The sequence below is a fragment of the Methanobrevibacter sp. genome (assembly GCF_045646045.1).
Lineage (GTDB): Archaea > Methanobacteriota > Methanobacteria > Methanobacteriales > Methanobacteriaceae > Methanocatella.
On record NZ_JAZRJY010000164.1, the window covers coordinates 1 to 14248 of the forward strand.

General features: G+C 32.3%; 22 protein-coding genes. 3 read left to right on the forward strand and 19 right to left on the reverse strand.

The annotated features are described in order from the left end of the window. Window positions 1-101: 101 nt before the first annotated feature. The 12 genes from ACKI5C_RS10760 to ACKI5C_RS10815 all read right to left on the reverse strand — a co-directional run bounded on the left by ACKI5C_RS10760 (window position 102) and on the right by ACKI5C_RS10815 (window position 8330). A complete protein-coding gene (locus ACKI5C_RS10760; RefSeq protein WP_407433111.1) occupies window positions 102-506 on the reverse strand; it encodes a zinc ribbon domain-containing protein in 405 nt (134 codons plus the stop codon). Between the two features lie 2 nt (window positions 507-508). Continuing rightward, on the reverse strand, window positions 509-1651 hold the full coding sequence (locus tag ACKI5C_RS10765) for a toxic anion resistance protein (RefSeq protein ID WP_407433112.1): 1143 nt from the start codon (window positions 1649-1651) through the stop codon (window positions 509-511). A gap of 81 nt (window positions 1652-1732) precedes the next feature. Beyond that, on the reverse strand, window positions 1733-2404 hold the full coding sequence (locus ACKI5C_RS10770; RefSeq protein ID WP_407433113.1) for a hypothetical protein: 672 nt from the start codon (window positions 2402-2404) through the stop codon (window positions 1733-1735). A gap of 28 nt (window positions 2405-2432) precedes the next feature. Continuing rightward, window positions 2433-3410, reverse strand: coding sequence for a choloylglycine hydrolase (bsh, locus tag ACKI5C_RS10775; protein ID WP_407433114.1), 978 nt, complete (start codon window positions 3408-3410; stop codon window positions 2433-2435). Window positions 3411-3422: 12 nt separating this feature from the next. Further along, entirely contained in the window at window positions 3423-4217 is a 795-nt protein-coding gene (locus tag ACKI5C_RS10780) for an amidohydrolase family protein (RefSeq protein ID WP_407433115.1), read from the reverse strand. Window positions 4218-4526: 309 nt separating this feature from the next. Beyond that, window positions 4527-5048 (reverse strand): nitroreductase family protein, encoded by a 522-nt coding sequence (locus ACKI5C_RS10785; protein ID WP_407433116.1) that lies wholly within the window; start codon window positions 5046-5048, stop codon window positions 4527-4529. After that, window positions 5049-5495 carry a D-aminoacyl-tRNA deacylase gene (gene dtd, locus ACKI5C_RS10790; RefSeq protein ID WP_407433117.1) on the reverse strand — a complete coding sequence of 149 codons (447 nt, stop codon included), beginning with the start codon at window positions 5493-5495 and terminating at the stop codon, window positions 5049-5051. It abuts the gene before it with no gap. A gap of 38 nt (window positions 5496-5533) precedes the next feature. After that, window positions 5534-6535: a GGGtGRT protein gene (locus tag ACKI5C_RS10795; RefSeq protein WP_407433118.1), complete on the reverse strand. Its 1002-nt coding sequence runs from the start codon at window positions 6533-6535 to the stop codon at window positions 5534-5536. 14 nt (window positions 6536-6549) lie between these two features. Continuing rightward, window positions 6550-7242, reverse strand: coding sequence for an iron-sulfur cluster assembly scaffold protein (locus ACKI5C_RS10800; RefSeq protein WP_407433119.1), 693 nt, complete (start codon window positions 7240-7242; stop codon window positions 6550-6552). A gap of 187 nt (window positions 7243-7429) precedes the next feature. Further along, complete coding sequence (locus ACKI5C_RS10805) at window positions 7430-7618, reverse strand: zinc ribbon domain-containing protein (protein ID WP_407433120.1); 189 nt, start codon at window positions 7616-7618, stop codon at window positions 7430-7432. Next, entirely contained in the window at window positions 7615-8052 is a 438-nt protein-coding gene (locus tag ACKI5C_RS10810; RefSeq protein ID WP_407433121.1) for an NUDIX hydrolase, read from the reverse strand. Before ACKI5C_RS10810 ends, ACKI5C_RS10805 begins: the two co-directional genes overlap by 4 nt. 98 nt (window positions 8053-8150) lie before the next feature. Beyond that, window positions 8151-8330: a hypothetical protein gene (locus ACKI5C_RS10815; RefSeq protein ID WP_407433150.1), complete on the reverse strand. Its 180-nt coding sequence runs from the start codon at window positions 8328-8330 to the stop codon at window positions 8151-8153. 86 nt (window positions 8331-8416) lie between these two features. On the opposite strand from ACKI5C_RS10815, the gene ACKI5C_RS10820 reads away from it, so the two are divergent. Then, window positions 8417-8599 carry a MarR family transcriptional regulator gene (locus tag ACKI5C_RS10820; RefSeq protein ID WP_296797760.1) on the forward strand — a complete coding sequence of 61 codons (183 nt, stop codon included), beginning with the start codon at window positions 8417-8419 and terminating at the stop codon, window positions 8597-8599. 13 nt (window positions 8600-8612) lie between these two features. On the opposite strand, the gene ACKI5C_RS10825 is transcribed toward ACKI5C_RS10820, so the two are convergent. From ACKI5C_RS10825 to ACKI5C_RS10845, 5 genes are all read right to left on the reverse strand, one after another. Continuing rightward, entirely contained in the window at window positions 8613-9557 is a 945-nt protein-coding gene (locus tag ACKI5C_RS10825) for a transcription initiation factor IIB (protein WP_407433122.1), read from the reverse strand. A 147-nt stretch (window positions 9558-9704) separates the two neighbouring features. Next, the gene (locus ACKI5C_RS10830) at window positions 9705-9980 is read right to left on the reverse strand and encodes an ATP-binding protein (RefSeq protein WP_407433123.1); all 276 of its coding nucleotides are present in this window, start codon (window positions 9978-9980) and stop codon (window positions 9705-9707) included. Between the two features lie 110 nt (window positions 9981-10090). After that, window positions 10091-10354, reverse strand: a complete 264-nt coding sequence (locus ACKI5C_RS10835) for a ferredoxin family protein (RefSeq protein ID WP_407433124.1) — start codon at window positions 10352-10354, stop codon at window positions 10091-10093. 12 nt (window positions 10355-10366) lie between these two features. Beyond that, window positions 10367-10996, reverse strand: coding sequence for a hypothetical protein (locus ACKI5C_RS10840; protein WP_407433125.1), 630 nt, complete (start codon window positions 10994-10996; stop codon window positions 10367-10369). Window positions 10997-11095: 99 nt separating this feature from the next. After that, a complete protein-coding gene (locus ACKI5C_RS10845) occupies window positions 11096-11626 on the reverse strand; it encodes a TIGR00730 family Rossman fold protein (protein ID WP_407433126.1) in 531 nt (176 codons plus the stop codon). Window positions 11627-11684: 58 nt separating this feature from the next. Here ACKI5C_RS10845 and ACKI5C_RS10850 point away from each other — a divergent pair, with 58 nt between their 5' ends. After that, entirely contained in the window at window positions 11685-12365 is a 681-nt protein-coding gene (locus ACKI5C_RS10850; RefSeq protein WP_407433127.1) for an archaetidylserine synthase, read from the forward strand. A 3-nt stretch (window positions 12366-12368) separates the two neighbouring features. Beyond that, window positions 12369-13076 (forward strand): alpha/beta hydrolase, encoded by a 708-nt coding sequence (locus ACKI5C_RS10855; RefSeq protein ID WP_407433128.1) that lies wholly within the window; start codon window positions 12369-12371, stop codon window positions 13074-13076. Here the strand turns inward: ACKI5C_RS10855 and ACKI5C_RS10860 are convergent. Beyond that, the gene (locus ACKI5C_RS10860; RefSeq protein ID WP_407433129.1) at window positions 13073-13681 is read right to left on the reverse strand and encodes a hypothetical protein; all 609 of its coding nucleotides are present in this window, start codon (window positions 13679-13681) and stop codon (window positions 13073-13075) included. The genes ACKI5C_RS10855 and ACKI5C_RS10860 overlap by 4 nt on opposite strands. After that, window positions 13681-14181, reverse strand: a complete 501-nt coding sequence (locus tag ACKI5C_RS10865; RefSeq protein ID WP_407433130.1) for a hypothetical protein — start codon at window positions 14179-14181, stop codon at window positions 13681-13683. The genes ACKI5C_RS10860 and ACKI5C_RS10865 overlap by 1 nt, the downstream gene beginning before the upstream one ends. Window positions 14182-14248 lie beyond the last annotated feature (67 nt).

The following is a 14248-nucleotide window of genomic DNA, read 5'->3' on the forward strand; positions in this document are numbered from 1 at the left end:
TGAAGAAACCGAAAATGAAATTAAAAGATTAATAGATAGGACTGAAGTATTTGAATTAACAATTGAACATATGAGTGGTAAAATAACAGTAGAAAAGTAATTTAATGAAATATTTTATCCATAGCCAATCCCAAAACATATCCAATTATTGCAACAGGCAATGTAAAGACTATTCCCAAAATTGGTGCTGTAATAATTGCAGGTCCAATTCCAATGATTGCAGGATAGACAATAAATCCGAATCCTGTAAAAGCACAGAATACAATTAAAGAAATACTTTTAGTTTTAGCAAACCTTAATCTACCGGTATTATTGTCATATTTATAGAGCAGTTTGGTTTGAATAGAATCCAATGAAAGTGGGGAATGGGGTTGTCTTTTTCTTTGAACCTTAATCTTATTAGTCGAATCATCGACATCATCATCGAAAGTTTTTAAATTGACACCGCACTTATGACAAAAGCTCACACCATCTTTATTTTCAAATCCACAGTTATAACATCTCATAATTATTCAATCAAATCTTTATTTCCAGTTTCAATTTTATCTACAACTTTCTGTCCTTCATCAGCCATATCACTAAACATTTGAATGGTTTCTTTCATTTTAGGAAGTGCCTGTTCTTTGTAGTTACTTACTTCTTCAATAGCTGAAAGAGCTTCAACAAATGATCTTTGAAGTATTTCTGGTGAAATCATAGCTTCTGCACTGGATTTTTGAATTTCAGCACCTTGATCGTGAAGCATGTGTGATGTTGATTCAATGATATTTCCTGTAGTTTCATTTAAAATATTGATTTTATCCATTACTATCTTTTGGTCATATAATGCACTTGCAACCATCACACCAGTTCTTAAAGCAGTTACAGTTACATTTTTAGCACGATTAACACCACGAATCAACTCTTTATTGTTTCTTCTAATAACATTCAATGATACAATTCCTTGCTGGTTGATTACAATCATTTGTTGCATATCCATGATTCTTTGTCTTAATGGGAATAAAATTTCTTCTTTAACAAAGGATATCTTATCCGGATCGACTCCATCCATTTCAGCTTTTTGAATTTGCATTTCAATTGAATCATCCATTTGTTTTCCAAGTTCAATATCTGCAAGAAGCTTTTTTGTTATCTCCCTTAAGTTGTCTTCTTCAGCAATAAGGGTTGTATTATCATTCTGCAGTATTTTGCTGCTTTGGTCAAGTGACTCTATGATTTGTGAAATTGCAACTTCAGCTTTTTGATATCTTGTAAAGTATTTCCTTACCGGATTAAAAATATCTCCTAAAACTCCTTTTTTAGTAAAGTCTACTTTACTTGGGTCAAGATCTTTTAATTGAAAGTTTAATTCTGCTAATTTATCACCAATATTTTCTGATTCAGAACTGCCTTTGCTTAAATCAACAAAACGGGTACTTAATAGATGATTTCTTTGTGATGATTTGGTCATTTCTTTTAAACCAAAATCATCTAAAGGTTTTAAAATACTTTCTCTTTCTGTAGGATTATTTAAATCAGCATCAAATATAGCTATTGCATTATTATCAGCCTGAGTTTTAAGATTTGAATTTTCTAATTTTTCCTGTTCTACCTTAATCGTATCATTTACTTCATTTTCTATTTTATCAATATCAAGTGAAAATTCAGCCATTTTTATACCCCATTAAATTAATTATATATACTTATATATGGCATGTTAGTTTTTAAAGTTATTGTATCAATGTTGTTAATATTAATCATATTTTTTTACAGAATCTATTAAATCTTTCATATCATCAAAGAGATTCTCCACATCAGCATTGTTATTCTTATCTGAACTTAAATTAATAATTAATTCATTAGTTAAATCATCAATTTGAGAAATAATATTTTTCATATTTGTAATTTTACTTTCAAGTTCTGCATCGATTCGTGGCGTTTCACGAGTAGTTAATTGAACTATCCTTAAAGCAGAATCAACCTGATCGTTAAAGACTTTAGTACAATTTTTAACAGAATCGACGAATTTATCATAGGTTATTTGAGGAGGAGCAAAAGATTTTTCAATTAAATTTATAACTACCTTTTCTTTTGCATCATATTCCGCCTTAAGATTATTGATTTGATTTTCATATCTTTTAAGTGGAGCTTGCGCTGGAATATCTGGAGTTTCCTCTACTTTAGGTTCACTAACAACAGTTTTATTTGAATTTTGACTTATTAAATAACGAAGTCTTGTTTGTAAACCTTCTTCACTTACAATATTCAGCCGAATTTCCTCTTTAAGCTGATTTTTAATATGTTCTCCAGTTTTTACATCAATACCGTGGGCTTTTAAAATTGCTTTATACTCTTCACTTAAAATAAAGCCCCCGGTTAATTCCTCCAATTTTTTCTCAGCAGGATTTTTTGAAAACATTCCCATTTTACAAACACCAATTTTAATTTATATTTTAATTAATATATGAAATTTGCTCTTTATCAATTAATGTATAATTAATTAAATCATTTGAGTCTAAATCCTCTTCCATTAATTTAACAGCAGTTATTTGACTATTATTATAAGTTCTATAATATAAAATAGCATCCTTTGTGTTATAGCAAGAAGTATAAATTGTATATTCATATAAATTCGGATTAGATATAAATGTACATCCGTTTTGCTGTTCAACAGATGCTAAAATATGGAAAAATTGAGATACACTTTCTTTCTCACTATCTCCAGAATAGGAATTTGCACGTGTAAAAGCTACTTTTGCAAATCTGGATGAAGATGATAAATCCCCCGGAAGGCCAATAGCCCCCATTCCTCTTGAATATTCATCCAAATCAAAAGATTTGGAAAATGAATTTTGAGGATTTTTATTAGACAGACCCATATACTTATTTAATGTTGATAACTGCTTATCAAAAGGAGGATTATTAGTTAAAACTCCAACAGGATTATCATATACTTTTAAACCATCTTCCATAGGTTCAACAACAATAGCTCCACTTTCATCAGATATCATCCAGTGAAGAGGAGATAAAGGCAAATCCTCAGAAAAATTAATGTTTACCAGATTAATGTTTTCAATAACATTTTTAACTTCATCAACACTTGAAAAATTACTTAACAAATAAGGAATAAATTCAAAAGGAGTGATATTAATCATTCCTTCTTTTTCATCAAGATATTTGGCATTACCTTCAAAATTTAAACCTGCTATTGATAATCCTTTTTCATTACAGGCATCGTAATATAAAGGATATCCATCAATGCCTGCAGCCACTCCAATAATTGCAAAATGTGATTCGATACTGTCAATCAGTCTAAAGTCAAATTTGAAATTACGTGGAGTAATGGTTACTCTTTCATTATAAGAAATTTCATAATCAAAGTTACGACCAAAATAATGCTTTTCTGTTATATAATTACTTGCTGTGCACATTATATCAACCCGTTATAATTTAAGAAGTTTTGAAGCATTCTCATATAAAATCATTGATCTTTCCTTTTCACTCAAATCAATTTTATTAAAGTATTTCATTTCACTTACAGAGTCCCACATAGGATAATCGGTTCCCCATAACACCCTGTCTACACCATATGCATAAATTAACTCTTTTGCAGTTTCCGGTGAAAGCGCATATAGACTAGAGCTTAAATCAACATAAAGATTTTTTCTTCCTGCCAATTTACTGGTTGCATCTTCCCACATACTCCAACCTGCAAAATGAGCACCAATAACCGTCATATCAGGAAATTTATCTAAAAATGGAATTAACTGTTCAGGATTAGAATAGTTATATCTGAAATCACCACAATGGATTAAAACAGGTACATCACCAGCATTAATAACTTCTCCCAAATCAAATGCTCTTTTTTCATTTAATGCAAATTGTTGGAAATCCGGATGAAGTTTTACACCTTTAAGTCCTAGTTCTATTAAATAATCAAAATCTCCCTGAATGTCTTCACTATCAGGATGTAGGGTTCCAAAACCAGTAAATAAATCAGGATTCTCCTTTACCTCATAACTTATAAATTCATTGATTGAATTAACCTGTTTAGGTGTAGTTGCAACTGAATGAATCAAATAATGAACAACCCCAACCTTATTTCCATCATCTATTAAACCATCTATCTTCCCATTTAAAGACATATCTAAGTCATAAAAATCCCTGATTCCCATAACCGCTTTTGAAGCAATTTTTTCCGGATAAATATGACAATGAGCATTTATCACTTTTTGCATTAATTTCACCAAATAATAATTATAATTGTCTTAATTAAAATAATTTATTCATATTTTTTTATCTTAAAAATGCAAGAATACCATGTCTTTTAAGTCGTGACTGAATTGCACTATTGGAAGTACTATCTTTTTTAATTAATTTTTTGCATTTATTTTTAATTTTGTGTTAATTGAATGAAGAAGGTAAAATTGAAGGGAAAATAGAAATTATCAAAGAATTGCTAAAATCAATGACCCCAAAGAAATCGCAGAAAAAACAAATATCCCTATAGCTGAAATCAGGAAAATAACAAATTAATAGCTATTTTTTTAAACCAAGAAATGAATCTTATCTTTATCAATATCATCTAAAGTATGGGCTTTAACATCGCCCTCAGGAATTCCTAAAGCAAGAATTCCAACAATACGGAAATAATCATCAATTTTTAAAATGTCTCTGACCAGTTTTTCTGAATCTTCACCCTCGGCTGATTTTCTTAAATGGGTTTGAATCCAGCAGCTTCCAACACCGATATCCGTTGCCTTTAAATGCATGAATGAAAGTGCAATGGATGAATCTTCAATCCAGGTATCCGCAACAGAAGTATTAGCAATAACAACAATAGCTTTATTTGCATCTTTTAAAAAATCAGCACCATGGGCTTTGACTTCAGACAATTCTTTTAAAGTATCTTTGTTTGAAACAACCAAAAAATTGCATGGTTTTCTGTTCATGCTGGTTGGTGCCAAAAGACCTGCCTGCAAAATCTCATTTAACTGATTTTTAGTAACCTCATCATCAGTAAATTTGCGAACACTTCTTCTTTTCAACAAAACATCATCAAATTCCATTCAATCATCCTCAAACTCTTTTTCCAAAAGTATAGTAACTGGACCATCATTCAGCAAGTCAACTTTCATATATGCACCAAATTCTCCGGTTTCGACCTCAATCTCTTCACTGCATTTTTCAACAAAATAATCAAACAGCTTTGTTGCATCATCAGGATTTAATGCTTTGTGAAAAGAGGGTCTGTTCTTTTTAACTTTTCCATATAAAGTAAATTGGGGAACAAGCAATAGTTTACCGCCAATGTCTTTTACTGATTTGTTCATGCGCCCATTTTCATCTGCAAAAATTCTAAGCTTTATTAACTTGCGGGCCAGATAATCAACCTCTTTAGTTGTATCATTTAATCCGAAACCAACCAGAACCATTAATCCGGCGTCAATCTGACCGACAATATTATTTTCTACTTCAACACTGGAACTGGTAACTCTTTGAACAACAAGTCTCATGGATATTCTCCAAAAAAATAGAAATAAGGGGAAAATCCCTATTTATTCATAGCTTTTTCAACAGCAACAGCAACAGCAACACTTGCTCCAACCATAGGATTGTTACCCATTCCGATTAATCCCATCATTTCAACATGTGCAGGTACAGATGATGATCCTGCAAACTGTGCATCCGAATGCATTCTTCCCATAGTATCTGTCATACCGTAGGATGCAGGTCCGGCTGCCATATTATCAGGGTGCAGGGTTCTTCCGGTTCCTCCACCAGATGCAACGGAGAAGTATTTTTTGCCCTGTTCAATACATTCCTTTTTGTATGTTGCAGCTACAGGATGCTGGAATCTGGTAGGATTGGTTGAGTTACCTGTAATTGATACGTCAACACCTTCCAGATGCATAATTGCAACACCTTCACGCACATCATCTGCTCCATAACATCTGACTTTAGCCCTTTCACCTGAAGAGTAAGCTTTTTCACGAACTACCTTAACTTCACCGGTGAAATAGTCAAATTCAGTCTGAACATATGTAAAACCGTTGATTCTTGAAATGATTAGTGCAGCATCTTTTCCTAAACCATTTAAAATAACTCTTAAAGGTTCATCCCTTACCTGATTTGCAGAGTTTGCAATTCCAATTGCTCCTTCTGCTGCTGCAAAACTTTCGTGACCTGCAAGAAATGCAAAGCAACTTGATTCATCACTTAAAAGCATTGATGCAAGGTTACCATGACCTAAACCTACTTTTCTGTCATCTGCTACACTTCCAGGAATACAGAATGACTGCAATCCTTCACCGATAGCTGATGCAGCATCAGCAGCTTTTATACAGTCTTTTTTAACAGCTATTGCAGCTCCGACAGTATAAGCCCAGCAGGCGTTTTCAAAGCAAATTGGCTGAACACCTTTAACGATTTCATATGGGTCGAAACCTTTATCCAGACAGATTTGTTTAGCTTCATCTAAATCCTTAATATCATATTTATTTAATACAGGAAGTATCTGGTCGATTCTTCTTTCATAACTTTCAAATAAACTCATAATTCCACCCATATCTACTCTTTTCTAGGATCAATTGTTTTAACAGCATCATCAAATCTTCCGTATTGGCCCGTTGCATTTTCAATTGCTTCTAACGGGTCAACACCGTCCTTAATGCTGTCAAGCATTATGCCTAAATTGATATATTTGTATCCTATAATCTCATCATCTTCGTCAAGGCCGATTTCAGTAATGTAACCTTCAGTTAACTCAAGATATCTTGGTCCTTTTTTGCTGGTTGAATAGATAGTTCCAACCTGGCTTCTGTGGCCTTTACCCAAGTCTTCAAGACCTGCTCCGATAGGAAGGCCTCCTTCTGAAAATGCAGACTGGGTTCTACCATAAACTATTTGCAGGAACAGCTCGCGCATTGCGGTGTTGATTGCATCACAAACTAAATCAGTGTTTAAAGCTTCTAAAATAGTTTTTCCAATTAGGATTTCACCAGACATAGCTGCTGAATGAGTCATACCGGAACATCCTATGGTTTCAACCAATGCCTCTTCAATAATACCATCTTTAACGTTTAAAGTCAATTTGCAACATCCTTGCTGAGGTGCACACCAGCCGATACCGTGTGTCAAACCGGAAATATCGGATATTTCTTTTGATTTGACCCATTTACCCTCTTCAGGTATTGGTGCAGGCCCATGATTAGCTCCCTTGGCAACAGGACACATATTTTCTACTTCATTTGAATATATCATTTTCTATCTCCGAAAAATAATCTTAACAATTAAATATATGTTAATTATAATTAATTAATATTTTTGATTAGATTTAAGATGGCTACAAATTAATTTATATTAATAGTGATTTTTTTAATTTTTATTATTTGTGAATTCGTGTCACATCCTCAATTTAAAAAAAAATAAAAAAATGATAATTATTCATCTAATAGAAATTATCATTTCTTTTAATCGGAGCGCCACAAAACATGCATGTTGAATCATAATCATCGATTAAAAATCTTTGATGACAGTTTGGACATTCATATTCTTCGTCATCACCAAAATATGCTCCGCAACTCGGACATACCGGATCTCCTTCATCTACCCAGCTTCCGCAACTTGGACAAATCATAATTTTCCCCCTAATTTAACTTCATCAAATGAGTTCATCGCCGCTTTTGAAAGGAGTTTCTTGTCAATCAATTCCTTCAATTCTTCAGGCGTAAACCATCTGTAGTCATCGTGCTCTGCACTGATTTTAACTTCATCACTATCAGATGATACTTTCATAATCAGCTGAACTGATTTTATTTTTTCATTGGTTTTGCATGCAGTATATTCATTTTGAATTACATTATACAATGAATCAATATTTATTTCAAGACCCGTTTCTTCTAAAAACTCCCTTTTCAATGCCTGGTCGAAAAATTCACCTTTTTTAACTTTTCCTCCAGGAATTTCCCATTTTTCCGCATCATGACTTGATTTTGACCTTACTTTTAAAAGCAATATCTTTCCTTCAAATTCACAGATTCCTCTTGCTGTCAATCCCCACAAGTCTTTCATATTACCACATCATTTATAATTTTTTAAGTGATTACTTATATTTTTTCTTACTGTTAATTCAGCACCTCAGGCATTAATATTTTTGATAAAAAAACTAATTATTTAAAAAAAATGATGTTGAGAATAGTATAATCCCAACCTGTTATTGTAATTTTGTTTGCAGTAACTGCTTCATTACTTTTAAAAGTAGAGTTTTTTATGGTAACACCGCTTTTACTATAAATAGCACCCCCTAATGAATTAGCAACATTTTCAGCAAAGTATGATGAATATAAAATGTTTTAAACTTCTTTTTTGTACTTGAAACAATTTAAAAAGATTAATTAAATGTTCAACATATATATTAACAACAAGAGGTGATGTTATGGATGACAGAGAAAAAGTAATTGAAGCATTTAAAAACTCAGAAGAGCCACTGAACGCTAAAAAAGTTAGTGAAATTTCCGGTGTTGAGAAAAAAGAAGTTGACAAAATCATGAAAGAATTAAAAAAGGATGAAACGATTGTTTCACCTAAAAGATGTTATTGGACCCTTGCGGAAAAATAATATCTTATTTTTTTTAAATTACTGCAAGATTCAAGTTTTCTGACATTTCTTTATAACGGTTTCTTAGGGTTACTTCTGTTACTCCGGCAACTTCAGCTATATCCTTTTGACTTTTCCTTTCATTAACCATCAGTGATGCGATATACAAGGCAGCGGCAGCTATTCCGCTTGGTCCTTTTCCATTGGTTAATCCTTCACTTTTGGATTCTTCAGCAATCTTAATAGCCTTTACCTGTGATTCATTGGATAATTCCAGTTCTGTTGCAAATCTTGGGATGTAATCTGCAGCCGAAGTTGGAGTCAGCTTGATTTTCAGCTCCCGTGACAATGATCTGTGAATTCTGCCTATATCTTTTCTGCTGGCACTGGATTGTTCTGCAATTTCATCCAATGTTCTTGGTATGCTGCATTCCCTGCATGCAATATATATTGAGGCTGAAACTACACCTTCAACAGTTCTACCCATAATCAACCTGTTTTCTAATGCTCTTCTATAAATTAAAGATGCATTTTCACGAACATTTCTTGGCAAACCCAAATTAGAGCATTTCCTATCAATCTGGGACAGTGCAAAAGCAAGATTACGTTGCCTTGAACCTGAAATCCGAAGTTTTCTGTTCCATTTTCTCATTCGGTAATATCCGGCAACATTTTTAGGTGATATATTATTGTTTTTCCAGTCCATATCAGTACCTAAACCGAAATCATGAATTCCATTTTTCAGTGGTGCACCGACACGTGTTCTTGAATCACGCTGTTCACTATTAAACGCTCTCCATTCAGGACCATGGTCTATAATATTTTCATCTATTACCAAGCCACAGTGTTTGCATGTTACTTCTGCTCTTGAATGATTGTAATCCAAATCTGTTGAATTACACTCCGGACAAATATTTCTTGGTGTTTGGTTAATATCTTCTTTTTCAGGTCTTTTTTTCAGTGATCTTTTATTTTTCATTAAAATACCTCCATGAAAAAAAGTTCGTATAAAAACAGTTGCAAATAATTTAATAATAATTTACCCACAACATATAGACAGAGATATTAAAGTCCCAAATTCAATTAAAAAGTATTGCAAAAATAAATAAAAATAAAAAAAGAGTAGTTATTTTCTAATAAAAGTTAATGCATTAGTAGGACAGTTGTTAACACATTGAAGACAAAGATTACATCTATTTGGATACAATGTCCACATTTTACGTTTCTTATCTATATAAATAGCATGTCTTGTGCATTCAAACTGGCATTTCTTACATAAATTACATTTTTTTCCAATAGGCTCAACTTCACCCCGAGGTCTTGTAAAACTGGAACCTAAAAAGTTAAATATTTCATAAGGAAGGCCACCAATATCATGACCTGCACCACGTCTTGCTTTCATCAATAACAAACTCCAAAGTAATTTAAATATTAATTTATCATTACTAGTATAAATATTTAGGTTTTCCTAAAAATAAAAAATGATGAAAAAAATTATTTCCCAAAAAAATATCAGTTAACAGTAATGCAATCGTTAGGACAAATTGCTTCACAAACCTTACAACGCTTACAAGCACGAGGATTTTTTACTACTGTATCATCACCCTGTTTAATTAAAACATTATTAGGACAGGCCATAACACATTTTTCACATTCCGCACCTTTACAATCAGCAGTGTTGATTTCAATGTGTGATTCAACAGTTTCCTCTTTTTTATTTTTATTTCTTTTAAAAAATGAACCTAAAACCATAATAATCTTTTTATTAATATCCATTTATAATTCTTTTCAATCGTATCCTTGAGACTCCAGATACTCATCTATATCATCATAGTCCCCATAGTCATAGTGGTCATAATACCAGTCAGGATCATTACGGGCAATAGAATGAGGAGAGTTGTCAACACCACTATAACGGCTTGAAGAAGATGATGGAGGATAATATTCATGATATTTAATAACTGATTTGTTCAATCCCAATATATCATATAGCAAATCGCTTAAATCATAATTTATACTGTTATGGTCCAGTATTATTCCATATACCATAGCGTTTTGAGGATTATATTGCAGATAATATATGGCAAACATATGATTCTGATTATATATCCTCCCATAATCATAGGATATTACATGAGTATCATTTATATCAAGGTTCATTTCCTGGGGAGAGGCTTTCCAAACAATTACATAGCCTTTTTTACCCAAATCATTAACATAACTGATATTTCGTGCATGAGCCCATTTTAAAATAAAATTAGAACTTGTCTTTACTTCACCATCAGCAATGTTTTCACTTTTATACTCAAGCGCTTTGTCAATATGGGCTATCAGATAACCGTCCTGGCCGATATCAATAGTAACATTATCATTATAATTTGCAAAACTTGGAGGAGAAGTTAAATTTAATATTCCCATGCCAATAAAAGATAAAACAAACAAAAGAGCAAAAATTATTATAATTATTTTGAGGAAATCTTTCAAGTCAGACATTAAATATAATATGTGTACAAGTTATTAATATATTAATTGAAAAACTTCATCAACAGAAGTAGCAACATCAAAAATATCCAGGGCACCTTCACGAATCAGACCGTCATCATGCATTTCACCAAGAATCGAAATCAAATTATCATAAAAATGATTTATATTGAAAAGGATAATCTTTTTTGAGTGTCTGTGTAAATATTTCAAGGTCAAAACTTCAAATAACTCATCCAATGTACCGAATCCTCCAGGACAGATAACAAACACATCAGATTTTTCCAAAAAGAGTTTTTTTCTCTCGTCCATGGAACCGGTTTTAATCAACTGAGAAGAATTATTAAATTCATCATCAAATTCCATTATCCAATTAGGAAAAATAGCTAGGATTTCACCGCCATTATCAAAGACACCTGATGCAACAGCACCCATCATACCATCGTTTCCACCACCAAAAACTAAACTGTGGCCTTTTTTGGCAATTTCTGCACCTAAGTTGTAACCGACATCAGTGAATTCTTTTGGTGTTTTCTTACTTCCTGACCCATACATACAAATTTTCATAAATACTAATTTGTAATTCACTAATTATATAAATAATACCTATCAAATATTAATATCAATGAATACAGAAATACAAGAATTTATTGAAATATCAGACTTAATATCATTAATGAACATGACCTGTGGATTTCTATCAGCAATCTTATCCATAAACCATAATTTCTACTTGGCAGCTATTTTTATGATATTTTCACTGTTATTTGATTCAGCTGACGGTTTAGTTGCCCGTAAAACCAATAGAATAGATGAATATGGATTCGGTAAAAATATTGACTCGTTATCAGATATCGTTTCATTCGGTATTGCTCCTGCAATATTTTTATATACATTCAGCTTAGCCAACGCCAGCTATCTTATTGTTCCGACAATCATTGTCTGTTTATTAATTGTCATATGCGGAGTCTTAAGGTTAACCAGATACAATGTAATATCCGATAAGGTTGAAGGATTTATAGGCTTTCCTATTCCTGGAATCGCTATAGTTATAGCTTCATTTTACATAAGCGGACTGTTCAATATCTACATTGCATTAATATTGGCAGTTATAATTTCAATAGCTATGGTCTGCAATAAGTCCTACGATAAATTCAACAATTTGTACCTTTTAGTTTTAAATGGAATCTGTCTGCTATTCATTATTCTGCAGGTGCCATTGTACATGGGTTCTGTAAATGTTTGTGCGTTAATTGTTCTTTTGACATCTCTTGGGTATTTATTCATTAATTTAATTAAAGGTTAAACCATGAAAAAAAGATATATAGCCATAATTATTATTTTGTTATTAGTTGTTGGATATTTCATATATTATGTTAATGACTATTATCATGCAGATGACACAAGCTTAAGCTATATCAATGGAAGCGGAAATGTCAGTGTCAGCAAAGTCAATAATGGTCTTTTCATTGACGGTCCGGGAAATGATACTGCATTGATTTTTTATCCTGGAGCCAAAATAGAATATACATCATATTTACCTCTTATGAATAGACTGGCGGAAAATGGTGTCGATGCATATCTTGTAGAAATGCCTTTTAATCTGGCATTTTTAGGAACAGACTCTGCAAATGAGATAATAAACACTACAAACTACACACACTACATTATGTCAGGGCATTCTTTAGGAGGTTCCATGGCATCCAGCTATGCTTCAAAACATAATGTTGACGGACTGGTGCTTCTTGCGGCTTATCCTTCAGAAAAAGTTAACGTTCCTGTTTTATCAGTTTACGGATCAAACGACCAGATATTGAATTTGAAAACTTACAATGAATCCAAAACATTAATGGGCAACAATTTTACTGAACACATTATTGATGGGGCAAATCATTGCCAATTTGCCAATTGTGGAATCATGTCCGGCGATGGAAACGCTACCATCAATTCTACACAGCAGCAAAAACAGACCGTTGATGCGATAATCGATTTCATCAACGGCATTAGAAAGAATTAAACAATCAATATCCTATTCAATTCATTGGCCATCATCAGTATTCTGGACAATATGAAAGCAAAAGCTAAAATACCTACTAGCCATAAAACAGTCATGTAAACCGGCTGGTCATAAACTTTTAAAAACGGATATGGACCTGAAACGACTCTTAGGATATTTAAACTAATCAGAATAATTGCATAGACTATTGTAAAGTACAGAGACCTCAAATTATTTTTAAATGTGTTGTCGAGACTGTTTTTTTCAAAAAACAGAAATGACACTAAAGCTATTAATGGACATGCTACATGCATAAATGGACTTGGAGGCGCCAAAAACATTAATTCAAAATTAAAGTTATTCATCGGATAGAGGACAAAGATAACTATCAAAAATGTTATCAGAACAGATAATGTAGATGAATATTTGGCCAATTGAACGACTTTTGGAACTTTTTTTATAGTAATCAAGTATAAAACGGCAGATATCAATACAAAAATATTTGAATCTATCGTATAATACTTTAAATCGACACTGCCATAAGCCATCCAGCACTGTATTAATGCTATGACTTCCAGCGCAATCAGAAGCACATTTAAGGCAACCCCAATCTTACATCTATTCATCAATAACCTTCTCCATCATAGTTTCTAGGATTATCATATATCTCTTCATCCCAATAGTTATCATAGATATATTCATCCATTCTTAAACTATCACCATAGTTATGATTATCATAATAATTGTATATGGATCCGCGATTATTGTTTCCGGAGGTCATTGATATTGTTTTTGTAAATGAACAAGGATTGTAGTTACTGTTTCCTTTAAATTCGACATGCAATACGTAATCCCCTTTAGTGCTTCCCAGGAAAAATATGTTTTGTCCGGTTTTATTCAGTGATTTTGTACCCATATTCCTAACGGCACCATTAGGCTTAGTTATTTTAATTGTAAATTTTGCATTAGGAATAGGATTATTATTTGAATCCTTTAAAGTCACTATTGCAGAATAACCTGAAGAATCTTTTTCTATTTCAAAATGAGTATCCTCTTTTGCAGATACAAATGACATACCTACAAGGAATACCAATAAACATAGAAATATCAAAATTATCTTTTTCATGTTAATATTTTATGTATAAATGCTATATATAAATTTAACTTTATATACCATGACGCATCTAAAAGTT

What these genes read in the sequence shown, in the direction of transcription:
- ACKI5C_RS10760 (WP_407433111.1), bottom strand. Translation starts at nt 506, where the DNA reads ATGAGATGTTATAACTGTGGATTTGAAAATAAAGATGGTGTGAGCTTT.
- ACKI5C_RS10765 (WP_407433112.1), bottom strand. Translation starts at nt 1,651, where the DNA reads ATGGCTGAATTTTCACTTGATATTGATAAAATAGAAAATGAAGTAAAT.
- ACKI5C_RS10770 (WP_407433113.1), bottom strand. Translation starts at nt 2,404, where the DNA reads ATGGGAATGTTTTCAAAAAATCCTGCTGAGAAAAAATTGGAGGAATTA.
- bsh (WP_407433114.1), bottom strand. Translation starts at nt 3,410, where the DNA reads ATGTGCACAGCAAGTAATTATATAACAGAAAAGCATTATTTTGGTCGT.
- ACKI5C_RS10780 (WP_407433115.1), bottom strand. Translation starts at nt 4,217, where the DNA reads ATGCAAAAAGTGATAAATGCTCATTGTCATATTTATCCGGAAAAAATT.
- ACKI5C_RS10785 (WP_407433116.1), bottom strand. Translation starts at nt 5,048, where the DNA reads ATGGAATTTGATGATGTTTTGTTGAAAAGAAGAAGTGTTCGCAAATTT.
- dtd (WP_407433117.1), bottom strand. Translation starts at nt 5,495, where the DNA reads ATGAGACTTGTTGTTCAAAGAGTTACCAGTTCCAGTGTTGAAGTAGAA.
- ACKI5C_RS10795 (WP_407433118.1), bottom strand. Translation starts at nt 6,535, where the DNA reads ATGAGTTTATTTGAAAGTTATGAAAGAAGAATCGACCAGATACTTCCT.
- ACKI5C_RS10800 (WP_407433119.1), bottom strand. Translation starts at nt 7,242, where the DNA reads ATGATATATTCAAATGAAGTAGAAAATATGTGTCCTGTTGCCAAGGGA.
- ACKI5C_RS10805 (WP_407433120.1), bottom strand. Translation starts at nt 7,618, where the DNA reads ATGATTTGTCCAAGTTGCGGAAGCTGGGTAGATGAAGGAGATCCGGTA.
- ACKI5C_RS10810 (WP_407433121.1), bottom strand. Translation starts at nt 8,052, where the DNA reads ATGAAAGACTTGTGGGGATTGACAGCAAGAGGAATCTGTGAATTTGAA.
- ACKI5C_RS10820 (WP_296797760.1), top strand. Translation starts at nt 8,417, where the DNA reads ATGGATGACAGAGAAAAAGTAATTGAAGCATTTAAAAACTCAGAAGAG.
- ACKI5C_RS10825 (WP_407433122.1), bottom strand. Translation starts at nt 9,557, where the DNA reads ATGAAAAATAAAAGATCACTGAAAAAAAGACCTGAAAAAGAAGATATT.
- ACKI5C_RS10830 (WP_407433123.1), bottom strand. Translation starts at nt 9,980, where the DNA reads ATGAAAGCAAGACGTGGTGCAGGTCATGATATTGGTGGCCTTCCTTAT.
- ACKI5C_RS10835 (WP_407433124.1), bottom strand. Translation starts at nt 10,354, where the DNA reads ATGGATATTAATAAAAAGATTATTATGGTTTTAGGTTCATTTTTTAAA.
- ACKI5C_RS10840 (WP_407433125.1), bottom strand. Translation starts at nt 10,996, where the DNA reads ATGGGAATATTAAATTTAACTTCTCCTCCAAGTTTTGCAAATTATAAT.
- ACKI5C_RS10845 (WP_407433126.1), bottom strand. Translation starts at nt 11,626, where the DNA reads ATGAAAATTTGTATGTATGGGTCAGGAAGTAAGAAAACACCAAAAGAA.
- ACKI5C_RS10850 (WP_407433127.1), top strand. Translation starts at nt 11,685, where the DNA reads ATGAATACAGAAATACAAGAATTTATTGAAATATCAGACTTAATATCA.
- ACKI5C_RS10855 (WP_407433128.1), top strand. Translation starts at nt 12,369, where the DNA reads ATGAAAAAAAGATATATAGCCATAATTATTATTTTGTTATTAGTTGTT.
- ACKI5C_RS10860 (WP_407433129.1), bottom strand. Translation starts at nt 13,681, where the DNA reads ATGAATAGATGTAAGATTGGGGTTGCCTTAAATGTGCTTCTGATTGCG.
- ACKI5C_RS10865 (WP_407433130.1), bottom strand. Translation starts at nt 14,181, where the DNA reads ATGAAAAAGATAATTTTGATATTTCTATGTTTATTGGTATTCCTTGTA.